General features: G+C 69.8%; 12 protein-coding genes and 1 pseudogene. 8 read left to right on the forward strand and 5 right to left on the reverse strand.

Annotated features, from left to right (window positions below; genetic code table 11):
• A partial coding sequence (locus ITI46_RS30080) for a DUF1269 domain-containing protein (protein ID WP_209243089.1) occupies window positions 1–488 on the reverse strand: 488 nt, incomplete at its 3' end.
• Between the two features lie 169 nt (window positions 489–657).
• Between ITI46_RS30080 and ITI46_RS30085 the strand changes: the two genes are divergently transcribed.
• Window positions 658–1,395 carry an ACP S-malonyltransferase gene (locus tag ITI46_RS30085; protein WP_209243090.1) on the forward strand — a complete coding sequence of 246 codons (738 nt, stop codon included), beginning with the start codon at window positions 658–660 and terminating at the stop codon, window positions 1,393–1,395.
• Between the two features lie 19 nt (window positions 1,396–1,414).
• On the opposite strand, the gene ITI46_RS30090 is transcribed toward ITI46_RS30085, so the two are convergent.
• Window positions 1,415–1,918: a GNAT family N-acetyltransferase gene (locus ITI46_RS30090; RefSeq protein WP_209243091.1), complete on the reverse strand. Its 504-nt coding sequence runs from the start codon at window positions 1,916–1,918 to the stop codon at window positions 1,415–1,417.
• A 118-nt stretch (window positions 1,919–2,036) separates the two neighbouring features.
• Here ITI46_RS30090 and ITI46_RS30095 point away from each other — a divergent pair, with 118 nt between their 5' ends.
• The 3 genes from ITI46_RS30095 to ITI46_RS30105 all read left to right on the forward strand — a co-directional run bounded on the left by ITI46_RS30095 (window position 2,037) and on the right by ITI46_RS30105 (window position 5,162).
• A complete protein-coding gene (locus tag ITI46_RS30095; protein WP_209243092.1) occupies window positions 2,037–2,840 on the forward strand; it encodes an exodeoxyribonuclease III in 804 nt (267 codons plus the stop codon).
• Between the two features lie 103 nt (window positions 2,841–2,943).
• Window positions 2,944–3,762: an alpha/beta fold hydrolase gene (locus tag ITI46_RS30100; RefSeq protein WP_209243093.1), complete on the forward strand. Its 819-nt coding sequence runs from the start codon at window positions 2,944–2,946 to the stop codon at window positions 3,760–3,762.
• Between the two features lie 68 nt (window positions 3,763–3,830).
• Entirely contained in the window at window positions 3,831–5,162 is a 1,332-nt protein-coding gene (locus ITI46_RS30105) for a cytochrome P450 (RefSeq protein WP_209243094.1), read from the forward strand.
• 117 nt (window positions 5,163–5,279) lie between these two features.
• Here the strand turns inward: ITI46_RS30105 and ITI46_RS35920 are convergent, their stop codons facing one another.
• On the reverse strand, window positions 5,280–6,047 hold the full coding sequence (locus ITI46_RS35920) for a helix-turn-helix transcriptional regulator (RefSeq protein WP_307808382.1): 768 nt from the start codon (window positions 6,045–6,047) through the stop codon (window positions 5,280–5,282).
• Between the two features lie 238 nt (window positions 6,048–6,285).
• Between ITI46_RS35920 and ITI46_RS30115 the strand changes: the two genes are divergently transcribed.
• Window positions 6,286–6,648 (forward strand): VOC family protein, encoded by a 363-nt coding sequence (locus ITI46_RS30115; protein WP_209243095.1) that lies wholly within the window; start codon window positions 6,286–6,288, stop codon window positions 6,646–6,648.
• A gap of 27 nt (window positions 6,649–6,675) precedes the next feature.
• A complete protein-coding gene (locus ITI46_RS30120; RefSeq protein ID WP_209243096.1) occupies window positions 6,676–7,092 on the forward strand; it encodes an SRPBCC family protein in 417 nt (138 codons plus the stop codon).
• 152 nt (window positions 7,093–7,244) lie between these two features.
• On the opposite strand, the gene ITI46_RS30125 is transcribed toward ITI46_RS30120, so the two are convergent.
• A complete protein-coding gene (locus ITI46_RS30125; RefSeq protein ID WP_209243097.1) occupies window positions 7,245–9,191 on the reverse strand; it encodes an AfsR/SARP family transcriptional regulator in 1,947 nt (648 codons plus the stop codon).
• 131 nt (window positions 9,192–9,322) lie between these two features.
• On the opposite strand from ITI46_RS30125, the gene ITI46_RS30130 reads away from it, so the two are divergent.
• Together ITI46_RS30130 and ITI46_RS30135 are read left to right on the forward strand one after the other, a co-directional pair.
• Window positions 9,323–10,201 (forward strand): alpha/beta fold hydrolase, encoded by an 879-nt coding sequence (locus ITI46_RS30130; protein WP_209243098.1) that lies wholly within the window; start codon window positions 9,323–9,325, stop codon window positions 10,199–10,201.
• Window positions 10,202–10,323: 122 nt separating this feature from the next.
• A pseudogene (locus ITI46_RS30135) lies at window positions 10,324–10,900 on the forward strand (integrase core domain-containing protein); the annotation flags it as partial.
• Here the strand turns inward: ITI46_RS30135 and ITI46_RS30140 are convergent.
• Window positions 10,856–11,578 (reverse strand): MerR family transcriptional regulator, encoded by a 723-nt coding sequence (locus ITI46_RS30140; RefSeq protein ID WP_209243100.1) that lies wholly within the window; start codon window positions 11,576–11,578, stop codon window positions 10,856–10,858. The pseudogene ITI46_RS30135 and the gene ITI46_RS30140 overlap by 45 nt on opposite strands.
• Window positions 11,579–11,639 lie beyond the last annotated feature (61 nt).

Raw genomic sequence — 11,639 nt, forward strand, 5'->3', positions numbered from 1 at the left:
GGGGTGGAGAGGATGTCCTCCAGCTCCTGGCGCACCGTGGTGGCCAGATAGCGGCTGACACCCGGTCCCAGCGCCTTGTCCGCTGGGCCGGTGGACGTCTCCTTCACGTCGGCCACCACCACCGTGCTGCCGGGCGGGATCTCCGCGGTCAGCTCCTCCAGCCCCTCGTTCGTCTCGACCACCCGGCGGGCGTCGTGGCCGCCGCCGATCAGCCCGCCCGCTCCGAAGCCCAGCAGCGCGCCCTTCGGGCCGCCCACCAGGCCCAGCAGTGCACCGACCAGCCCGCCCACGGCCCAGCCCGTGGCGCCGCTGATGTGGTCCACCTCGCCGACGACCTCGGCGTTCCCGTCCGCGTCCCGGACGACCACCCGCGCCTCGCGCAGCTCCAGCGCGCCCTGGTCGTGCGCGCTGTCCAGCCTGTCCAGCGCGTGCAGTGCAGCCAGCGTGCCCCGCTCGGTGAAGTCGGCACACAGGATGTTTTCCGTCATATGCCCACCATCGGCGCTCTTTCGGCGGACAGCATCCGCAGCCCGGCACCGGCGCTGTGACCTGCTGCTCCGCCGGGCGGGACCCGGGGGTGTCCGGCAGGTGCCCGGCAGACGATACGTCCGGTGCTGCGACTGGCACGGCAGGGGTGCGGCGGGTGAGGGTGGCCCCATGAACGTCGCGTTCCTCTTTCCCGGGCCGGGCTCGCTGCGTGCCGGCATGCTGCACCGGCTGCCTGACACCGCCGCCTCGGCGACCGTGCTCGCCGAGGCCGAGTGGGGCCACCCCGGAGGGGTCGCACAGCTGGACACCGCCGAGGCACTGGCGGAGTCCGAGGTCGCACGGCACGTGTGCCTGCTGGTCGCCGGGGTGGCGGGAGCCAGAGCACTGATGGAGGACGAGAACGTACGGCCGGCCGTCGTGGCGGGGCACGGGCTGGGCGGTTACGCGGCAGCTGTCGTAGCCGGGCTGCTCACCTTCCCGGAGGCGCTGCGGGCCGTCCGACTGCGGGCCGAACTGCTGGAGCGGGCCGAGGAGCCGCCGCACGACATCGGTATCCGGATGGCACAGCACCTGGCGACGATTCCGCGCCGCGCGCATCGGCTGCCCTATGTGGCCTGCACGAGCGGTGCGTGCCTGGAGGGGGACGCGAACGCCGTCTTCGACGACCTGGCCCGCTCCGTCGCCCTTCCGGTCCGCTGGGAGGAGATGACGGCGACCCTCAGTGCGACGGCTGCCGACCGGTGGGTGGAGCTGCCGCCGGGGCGCGCTCTGACCGCGCATCTGTCGGGAGAGCGGACCGGCGCGGCCGGGCAGCCCGGACCCGGGGTGCCGGTGGTCTCGGTGGAGGAGTGCGGGATCGCGGAGGCCGCCGACTTCGCACGGGGTGGGAGAGGGGACGCTCAGTGAAGCCGCTCAGTGAAGCCGCTCAGCGGAGCGGCTTCACAAAGCACCGGCTCTCCTCGTGGAACCTGTAGTGGCCGAACTTCTCCGGGGCCGGTTCGTACCCAGCGGACGTGTACAGCTGGATGGCCTCCGGCTGCTTCAGGCCCGTCTCCAGCACCATGCGGGTGCGCCCCGCCTCCCGTGCGTCCGCTTCCAGCAGGCCGAGGATCCGGCGGGCGAGGCCCTGGCCACGTGCCTGAGGGACGACGAACATGCGCTTGATCTCGGCGTCGCCGTCCGCGTAGTTCTCGTCCTCCTCGTCCGGCCCTTGTGCGGCGTCCATCGAGCGCCAGGCGCCGGTGGCCACGGGACGCTGCTCCTCGTCGTAGCCGAGCAGATACAGCCCGCGCGGCGGCTGGAACATCGCGGCGTCCAGCGGCGTCGCGTCGCCTTCCGGATTGTTGTAGCGCACCGCGTACTCCTGGAGCACGATCTCGTTGAGCTTCCGGGCGTCCGGATGATCGAAATGGGCGGGAACGATCTGCATTCCGGCATCGTAAGGTGTCCGGGTCTTTTCGCGCCTGGCGGAATGCTGCCGCCGGTCGTGAGCGCGTAGCGCGGCCGCGCAGGGTGCAGGGCGTCCGCGTACCGATGGGGAGCATGTTTTGCGCAAGGTGAGCACGGTGAACGTCAACGGGCTGCGGGCAGCGGCCAAGAAGGGCTACGTGGAGTGGCTGGCGGCCACCGACACCGACGTGGTCTGCCTCCAGGAGGTCCGTGCTGAGCCGGAGCAGCTGCCCGAGGCGGTGCGCTCTCCGGAGGGCTGGCACGCCTTCTGGGCGCCGTCCTCCGCGAAGGGCAGGGCCGGTGTCGCCCTGCTCACCCGGCGGGAGCCCGACAGTGTGCGGGTGGGGTTCGGTACGGCCGAGTTCGAGAAGTCCGGCCGCTATGTGGAGGCGGATCTGCCCGGCGTGACAGTGGCCAGCCTGTATCTGCCCTCAGGGGAGGTCGGTACGGAGCGGCAGGACGAGAAAGAGCGCTTCATGGCGGCCTTTCTGCCCTACCTGTGCGACCTTCGCGAGCGGGCGGCGGCGGCCGGGCGTGAGGTGCTGGTGTGCGGTGACTGGAACATCGCCCACCAGGAGGCCGACCTGAAGAACTGGCGCGGCAACAAGAAGAGTTCCGGGTTCCTGCCGGAGGAGCGCGCCTGGCTCTCCCGCGTCTTCGATCCGGCCGAGGGCGGTTACACGGATGTCGTCCGCGCGCTCCACCCGGAGGTCGCGGGCCCGTACTCGTGGTGGTCGTACCGGGGGCGCGCCTTCGACAACGACACGGGCTGGCGGATCGACTACCACGTGTCCACGCCCGGACTCGCGGGCCGCGCGGTGAAGGCGTACGTGGAGCGGGCCGCGACGCACGCCGAGCGGTGGAGCGACCATGCGCCGGTGACCGTGGACTTCGGTGCTTGAGCCTTCTTGGGCCCCCGCCGTGCTCTTGTGCGGCGGGGTCGCGGGGGGTCACCGTGGAGCCGGGCGGGGTGTCGGGTTCCGCCGTGCGCAGGGGGAGGGCGCCATGGACGCTGCGGGGTCGGGAACCGAGCACGGAGGAACGGGCGGTGCCGTCGTACTGCCCGCAGCGCGGATCGGGGACGGTGCGCACCATGTGATCGCCGTGCACGGCTGGTTCGCGGACCGGAGGGCGTACGCGCCGGTCTTCGACGTCCTCGACAGGGCCACGTTCAGCTACGCGGTGCCCGATCTGCGCGGCTACGGGGAGGCGCGTCAGGTCCCGGGCGCCTACACGACCGGTGAGGCCGCACAGGACGTCCTGGCCCTGGCGGACGCCCTCGGCTGGGAGCGGTTCTCACTCGTCGGGCACTCGATGGGCGCCGCGGTCATCCAGCGCGTCGTGCTGGCGGCGCCGGAGCGGGTGCGCCGGATGGTGGGGGTCGCGCCGGTGCCCGCGAGCGGGGTGCCGCTCCAAGGGGAGCACTGGGAACTGTTCGCGCAGGCCGCACAGCGCCCGGAAAACCGCAGGACGATCATCGATCTGAGTACCGGGAACCGGCGCCCGGACGCCTGGCTGGACCTCATGGTCGAGCGGTCACTGTCGTGCACCGACCCCACCGCCTTCCGCGCCTGGCTCGACTCCTGGGCCCTGGAGGACTTCCACGAGCGGGTACAGGGCTGCCGGGTGCCGGTAAGGCTGGTGGTCGGGGACGGCGACCCGGTGCTGTCGGCCGAGGTGGTCCGTACGACGTGGCTGCGCTGGTACACGGCTGCCGAGCTGGTGGAGGTGCCTGCCGCGGGGCACTACCCGATCGACGAGACGCCGCTGGAGACGGTGCGTGCCGTGGAGGACTTCCTGCGCGCGGAGGACGACCCCCGATGAGCAATGCGGCGGACGACTCCCGATGAGCGCTGCGGAGGACGCGCGATGAGCGCTGTGGAGGACGCGCGATGAGCGCTGCGGAGGCGGCGTACGAGCCGGATGTGGATGTCTTCGATCCGCGCCGCTACGCCGGCGGCCTGCCGCACGAGGCGTTCCGCACCCTGCGGGACAGGGATCCGGTGGCGTGGCAGCAGGAGTACGAGGTGCTGGGCTGGCCCGCGGGGCCGGGGTTCTGGGCGGTGACGCGGCACGCGGACGTGCTGCGGGTGCTGCGCTCGCCCGCGGACTTCTCCTCCTACGAGGGAGCCACCCAGATCCGGGACCCGGATCCGGAGGATCTGCCGTTCATCCGCCGGATGATGCTCAACCAGGATCCGCCCGCGCACAACCGGCTGCGCACCCTGGTCAGCCGGGCCTTCACCCGGCGCCGGGTGGAGCGGTTCGAGGCGGACGTACGGGCGCGGGCCAGGCGGTCCCTGACGGCGGCGGCCGAGACGATGCGGGAGGGGGACAGCTGCGATCTGGTGGCCACGGTCACCGACGACTTCGCGCTGCTGAACCTCGCGGACCTGCTGGGCGTACCGGCCTCGGACCGTGGCCTGCTGCTGGAGTGGACGGAGCGGATCATCGGCTACCAGGATCCCGAGCAGGCCCGCACCGTGCTCGGTCCTGACGGCCGTCCGGCCAACCCCCGGTCGCCCGCCATGCTCCAGGAGATGTTCGACTACGCGCGCCGGCTCGCGGCCCACAAGCGCGCGCACCCGGCGGACGACGTGATGACAGCGCTCGCCCATGAACTGACCGGCGCCGAGCTGGAGATGTTCTTCTTCCTGCTGACTGTCGCGGGCAACGACACGGTGCGCAGCGCGGCACCGGGCGGACTGCTCGCACTGGCGGAGCAGCCGCAGGCGCAGCGCACCATGCGCGAGCTGGTGCAGCAGGGCGACGTAAGGGCGCAGTCCGTCGCGGTGGAGGAGCTGTTGCGCTGGCACACTCCTGTGCTCAGTTTCCGGCGCACTGCGGTGCGCGATCTCGAACTGTCGTCACGTCGCATCAGTGCGGGGGAAAAGGTGGTGGTCTTCCACGCCTCCGCCAACTACGACGAGCGGGTCTTCTCCGCGCCGCACACCCTGGATCTGTCCCGCACGCCCAACCCGCACCTGGCGTTCGGCGAGGGCCCGCACGTCTGTCTGGGCGCCCATTTCGCCCGCCTTCAGTTGCGCGTACTGCACCAGGAGGCCGCCGGGCTGCTGCCGCCGTACGAGCTGCTGCCAGGCAGAACACGCGGGGGAGGAGCCGCGGGAGGAGCAGAAGGAGAAGCAGAAGGAGAAGTGCGCCGTCTAGTCTCCAACTTCATCCACGGCATCAAGTCCCTCCCCGTCCGCCCGCTCTCCGCCTAGCTGTTGCGGGGCCGGACGTTGTTGACGCAAGCCAGTTGTCGACGTCAATTCCCCACGTTCGACGTCCTGTGCGTCACGTAATTCCCCAGCGGAGAGATTGTCCGGTAACGGAGATCGTCAAGGGGCCTCAGGGGCGAGCAGGTGTCGCAGTGCCGTGGGTGTACGGCCCAGGTACTGACGCATAGTCCTGCACAGGTGTGCCTGGTCGGCGAAGCCGAGGTCTGCGGCGAGCGCGCCGAGGCTGTTCTCGCCCTCCTCCAGGCGGTCGAGGGCGCGGCCGATGCGCACGCGATTGCGATAGCGGGTCACTGACACCCCCAGTTCGCGGCTGAAGGATCGGCTCAGGCGGTAGGGCGAGACGCCCAGCATTTCTGCGAGCGGGAGCAAGCCGACCGAGGCCGGGTGGCCTTCGGTGATCGCCTGGCGGGCCGCTGCGGCGAGAGCCGCTTCGTTTCCAGGGGCTTGCGTGCCGAGCGGTGTGGGCCCGGAGACGACCTGGCCGACGGTGGTGGCGAGCAGGCTGAGCAATTCCTCCGCCAGCGCGTAGTCGACGTCCCCGGTCCGGGCGGTCGCAAGGAGCCGGCGATGGGTGAGGTCGAGGCGGGCATCGACATACACGCTCTGTGCGGCCAGGCGCGCGACGTCACCTGCCATGACGCGCCAGAGCGCCGGCGTCAGGCTGATGGAGGTGCAGTCGTCGCCTCCGGCAGGGTGGGCGAAGTGCTCTTCCTCGCCCGGTACGCCGACATAGGCCATCGTCGAATCGACATCGGCGTCGATTCCGCCGGCACGCCTGCGGAATCGGCCACGACGCACGAGCACCACCCGGTAATCGTCACGTACTTCGGGCTCCGACCAGCGCGCATGGCCCTCCTGGCATGTCACAGCCGTGATACTGAAGTCGGGTCGGGAGGCGAGAGCGGAGGCTGCGAGCACCCTTGAACGCTACGCCGTGGCTCTGACAATCACCCGCGCAAGGATGTTCAAGACCGGGACCCACTGCCGCGAGCAGGCTGGTCGACGTGCCCGGCCCGGCCGCCCGGCCCAGTGCACCGTAGCCGCGTCATCGGTACGGGCAGGGCACGTCACACATCACCAGCACCCACACGAAGGGGTCCTCGGCATGCCCGCTCTCGCGGAGTTCACCGCGGTCGTCATCGACTGCACCGATCCGACCATGCTCGCCGAGTTCTACAGGAAGGCCACCGGCTGGGAAATCACCTACAGCGACCAGGACTTCGCCTCCCTGGGCAACGGCGGTCCGGTGCAGATCGCTTTTGTGCGCATCGAGGGCTACCAGGCGACAGGGTGGCCCGACGCCCGCAAGCACGCGCACCTCGACCTCACCGTCACCGACCTGGAGAGCGCCGCCAAGGAGCTGCTCGCCCTCGGGGCAGCGAAGCCCGAGTTCCAGCCCGGCGAGGGCCAGTGGGTGGTGCTCACCGATCCCGAGGGGCACCCCTTCTGCCTCACAACCGGCGACTGACCACGCACCAGACAGGAGAGACCACGCATGGCTCACATCCACAAGGAATTCTTGGTCGAGAGCGCCCCCGACAACGTCTGGGCGGCGGTCCGCGATGTCGGCGAGATACACCGGCGCCTGGTACCCGGCTTCGTAACAGACACACATCTCGAGGCGGATATCAGGGTCGTGACCTTCGCGAACGGCGTCGTAGTGCATGAGCTTCTCGTCGACATCGACGACGAAGCCCGCCGGGTCGCTTATGCGGTGGTCGGCGGGTCACTGGCGCCGAGGCACCATCACGCGTCGATGCAGGTCTTCGCCGACGGAGAGAAACACAGCCGGTTCGTCTGGATCACCGATGTGACGCCACACGACCTCGCGGGCCCTATCGCCGAAATGGTCGACCAGGGAGCACTCGTGATGAAGCAAACGCTGGAGACCCCGGCGACGCCGGACAACTGAACCGAGCGGCTTGAAGTGCGGAGCGGCTCCGGCAGGGGCCTGGTCCCGACGGAGCCGCGTCCGGGATCCCCATGGGGAAGCTCGTGAACTTCTTCCTGGGGAACATCGCGACCGTTCTCACCAAGGCGGGGACTCGGTTCGAAGGGTGGGAGTTATCGCCGATTGAGGTACTGATCGAGGGTGGCCAGGATGTCGTTGACGGGGTCGAAGGTGATCACGGCGGTTGTTCCGCCCGCGATCTCGCCGCGCAGGGCGGAGAGGGCGTCGCGCGCTTGTGTGGCCAGTGATTCGTTTTGGAGCAGGATCGCTGTGTGTGCGTTGACGGCCCAGAGCGAGTCGTACAGGTGGTCAGCGGGGGGTGTGGGCAGGGTGGCGGCCGCGTGGCGGGCCGCTTCGAGGTTGCCGCCGGCAAGGTGGAGGAGGGGCTGGGCCCAGGGACGGTAGGGGCCCCAGTCGAGGTCGGGGTCGGTTGGCGCGGGACGTTGGTGGCGCATGCGGAGTGAGAGGAGCGCGAGCGGGAAAATGCCGGCTTCTACCCCTGGCATGCCGGCTCCGGCGAGGTCGGTGGCTACGGTGCGATAGGCGTGAGCGACTTCGGCGGAGTCGGTCGATCGTTCTGCCAGCCGCATGGTGCGGAAAGCGGCGGTGAGAATGTGAACGAGCGGGGCCTCGTGGATGGTGGCGAGGTGTTCGGCCGCCACGACGTGGCGCTGAGCGGCCTCAGTGCCGCCGCGAGCCGCGTAAACCTGGATCTTGATCAGGTGGCCGAGGATCTCGAACATCGGGAGATCGTGTCGCGTGGAGAGATCGATGAGTTCGCCGGCGATCATGTCGCGTTCGCTGGTGCGCCCGGGGTGCTGGAAGGTCTGCACGAATTTGGCGTTGAGCGCGAGGACCAGCACGTTGGGGTCGTGCAGGTCGCGGGCAATGTGTTCGGCTTCGGTCGCCGCCTCCGCGGCCCAGCGGTCGCGGGTCCCGCGATGCTCAAGCCCGATGGTGGCGAGCAGACGTGCGCGAAGCGCGGGTGGAGCCCCTGGTCCAAGGCGGTGCAGAGTGCGTCGGGTGGTCGCGACGAGGGCCTCGGACTGTCCGGGATCGTCGGCGCGCGTCCAGATGGTGGGGACGTCGTAGGCCGCGATCACACGGGCGGTCAGGCCGGGGTCTCCAGTCCGTTCCGCTTCCGCGGCTGCCGCGGCGCGTTGCTCTTGGGCAAGTACCAGGTTGGTGCCGCCTGTGACTGCGGCGGCCTTGGCGACGGTGCTCATCGAGCGCAGCCGGGTGTAGGTCCCCGTCGCTTCTGTGCGCGTGAGCAGGCGCAGCCGGTCCTCGTCCCGGGGCGCGGGCGTGAGGTGCGGAGCGCGCCGGAGGATGTCACGTTCGAGATGGTCGAGACTGTCCACCGATTCCAGCCCGAACTGATCCAGCAGCCTGGCTCGCGCGTCCCGCAGCGAGGCCAGCGCATCGACCTGGCGGCCACCTTGGTAGAGAGCATGGGAAAGCAGGACCCAGGCATGCTCCCGCCATGGGTGTGCCGTTGCCAGCACCTCCAGCTCCGGGACGAGAGACGCGCCACGTCCGAGGTCGAGCACCGCCCGGGCGCGCAGCTCGACGGCTTGACGATGAAGTTCTGTCATCCGGGCGCGCTCTGCCATCAGCCAGGGCGAGGCGTCGAGGTCTGCGTACGGTTCACCCTGCCACCACGAGAGGGCTTCGCTCAGCACACCGGCAACCTGGCCGCTGGGTTGGTCGCGCATGGCTCGAAGGGCGTCCTCGAAGCGGTGGGCGTCGACGTGTGCCCGTGGAATCCGCAGGGCGTATCCGGTACCGACGGTATCGATGGCGTGCGACCGGGTTCGCGGAAGTCGATCAGGTTCAAGGGCGCGGCGCAGCTCGGCGACAAAGGTGCGGACCGCCCCGGCCGCCGTGGGCGGGGGGTCCTCCCAGAGATCGTCGACGAGCACCTGAAGAGGGAGGGCCCGGCCGCCGGCAGCGACCAGCCGTCCCAGGAGCTCGCGGCGGCGCTGGCTGCCAACCGCTACAGGGCGGCCCTCGGTATCCGTGACCTCGATCGGTCCGAGCACCTTGACGAGGATCTCCATGTCCTCATTGTCGACGGTTCCGGGCTGCCGCTGCTGATCTACTGCTAACCCAGCTCTCCGATCCTCCTCTCGTTCATGCCTTCGCGTGTAGCGGCAGCAGCTCACGAGTATGGGAGAAGGAGACGATCACGATGGACATCATCATTGAGGGGTTCGAGACCAGGTCGATCGGTGTAGCCGACGGCGTTGAACTGAACGCGGCGGTTGGTGGAGCAGGACCGGCCCTCGTGCTGATCCACGGCTTTCCCCAGACCCACCTGATGTGGCGGCATGTCGCTCCCGTCCTGGCAGAGCGCCACACCGTGGTCTGTCCAGATCTTCGCGGCTACGGCGCCAGCAGCAAGCCGGAAGCGGTCGCTGAGGACACCTACTCGAAGCGGACGATGGCCGCGGACATCGTCGGCCTGGCCGACGCACTCGCGTTCGACCGGTTCGCGCTGGTCGGGCACGACCGCGGCGCGCATGTTGCTTTCCGGGTCGGCCTGGATCACCCGAATCGGATCAGCCACCTGGGACTCCTGGACATCGTTCCCACTCTGGACACCTGGAACGTCCTCCACGGGGTCAGGGCGGCAGTGGCCTTCCACCTGTATCTGATGGCCCAGCCGCCCGGTCTGCCCGAGCAGATGATCGCCGGCAGCGCCGACGCGTTCTTCGGCCACTTCCTCGATATCTGGTCCATGAGCTCCGACGCGATCCCGACGGACGTACGCGCGGAGTACCTTCGTGCATGCCGGGACGCTGTTCCCTCGATCGTCGCGGACTATCGCGCAACCGCGACGGTCGACATCGAGCATGACCAGGCCGACCTCGACGCGGGCAACCGGCTCACCATGCCGGTGACTGTCGTCCAGCAGGACTGGGGCCGGCAGTTGGGGTTCGACGCCACCGCGATCTGGCGGCCGTGGGCCAGCGACCTTCAGCACTTCACCACCCAGGCGGGCCACTTCATGGCCGAGGAGGCTCCGGAGGATGTCGCCACGCTGATCCTGAACCTGGTGAAGCGATGATCGCCACGGACGGGCCGATGTCGGTCGAACTCGCCGGAGGCCCTGACGCGCTGCCTGAGGTGGGGCCGTGGTGACCCGTTCCAACGCTCCGCTGAGCCTGGAAGGACGACGGAGACTCGTCGAATCGTTCCTCGGTCCCACATCGCAGCCCGAAGGCCACCCCGCACTGGGTCGTCGAACAGATCGAGAGCTGGCGGCGGGACCACAAGCGGTCCGCCCAACGGATCACCGACGAGCCGGCCGACCTCGGCTACGTGATCAACCGCCGCACCGCCACCGGACACCTCACGCGGTTGGGGCTGGGCAAGCCGCCGATTCCTCGACCCCAACGGCGAGAACAACCGCAAGCCGCGCAGGATCATTGCCCGCTGGCCCGGCCACATGGCCCACCTCGATGTGAAGAAGGTCGGCCGAATCCCCGAGGGCGGTGGCTGGCGCATCCACGGCCGCGACAGCGACGAAAATCGAGCCGTCAACCGTGCCAAGACCGCAGGTGCAAGACGCGGCTACATCTACTAACGCATCCTGGTCGAAGAACTCCTCTACGCCCGCGAGTTCGCCAGCGAGGACGAGCGGACTGCCGCGCTCAGCGTGTGGAACATCCACTACGACTATCACCGACCGCACAGCGGAGCAGGCGGTCAGCCACCCGCATCACGGCTCCGGATCGGCGTCACCAACGTCCAGCCCTCCTACACCCAGCCAGCCCTCCAGCTCTGCCCGCACCCGCCGGTCGAGGGCCAGGCCGAGCTCCGCCTCGACGACCTGTTTGGCGAGCGGAGCCAGGCGGGCGAGCAGGTCGTTGAGCTCGGCCGGGTCGGTGGTGTGCTGCTGGGGCAGCAGGTGGGAGCGGAAGATGCGGGCGAAGGTGGCGGCGATCTCGTCCGTCTGGGCGCGCAGTTCGCGGGCCGCCTTCAGTACGTCGGCCAGCGGGATGCCCTTGGCGACCAGTTCGGCGGAGCCCTCCAGCAGGCGGCGGCTGGTGTGGACGAACTCGTCGCCGTCGATGGCGACATAGCCGAGGTCCAGGGAGGCGGCCAGGTTCTCGGCCGTGACGTCGCCCTGGAAGTAGTCGGCGAGCTCCTCCGGGCTGAGGCGGACCGGGGTCTCCTCGGAGAACGGCGTGAACACGGTGCTGTCCAGCCCCATGACCTCGGCGGCCGAGCGTACGTCGCGCCCCTTCTCGAAGGCGTCCAGCAGATCGGCGATGCCCCCGAGGGTGTGGCCGCGGGCCAGCAGCGCGGTGATGCTGTGCAGCCGCGCCAGGTGGTGCTCGCCGTACCAGGCGATACGGCCCTCGCGGCGGGGCGGCGGGAGGAGTTTGCGTTCGCGGTAGAAGCGCAGCGTGCGCGCTGTGATCCCGGCGGCCTCCGCCAGCTCGTGCGCCCGGAACTCCCGCTTGCGCGCGGGCGGCTCGACGGATGTGCCCCCGCCCGGC

This window comes from Streptomyces oryzae (genome assembly GCF_017676365.1).
In the GTDB taxonomy this organism is placed as follows: domain Bacteria; phylum Actinomycetota; class Actinomycetes; order Streptomycetales; family Streptomycetaceae; genus Streptomyces; species Streptomyces oryzae.

Coding starts and splice junctions, on each gene's coding strand:
- ITI46_RS30090 (WP_209243091.1), bottom strand. CDS start 1,918: ATGCAGATCGTTCCCGCCCATTTCGATCATCCGGACGCCCGGAAGCTC.
- ITI46_RS30115 (WP_209243095.1), top strand. CDS start 6,286: ATGCCCGCTCTCGCGGAGTTCACCGCGGTCGTCATCGACTGCACCGAT.
- ITI46_RS30125 (WP_209243097.1), bottom strand. CDS start 9,191: ATGGAGATCCTCGTCAAGGTGCTCGGACCGATCGAGGTCACGGATACC.
- ITI46_RS30130 (WP_209243098.1), top strand. CDS start 9,323: ATGGACATCATCATTGAGGGGTTCGAGACCAGGTCGATCGGTGTAGCC.
- ITI46_RS30085 (WP_209243090.1), top strand. CDS start 658: ATGAACGTCGCGTTCCTCTTTCCCGGGCCGGGCTCGCTGCGTGCCGGC.
- ITI46_RS30120 (WP_209243096.1), top strand. CDS start 6,676: ATGGCTCACATCCACAAGGAATTCTTGGTCGAGAGCGCCCCCGACAAC.
- ITI46_RS30105 (WP_209243094.1), top strand. CDS start 3,831: ATGAGCGCTGCGGAGGCGGCGTACGAGCCGGATGTGGATGTCTTCGAT.
- ITI46_RS30100 (WP_209243093.1), top strand. CDS start 2,944: ATGGACGCTGCGGGGTCGGGAACCGAGCACGGAGGAACGGGCGGTGCC.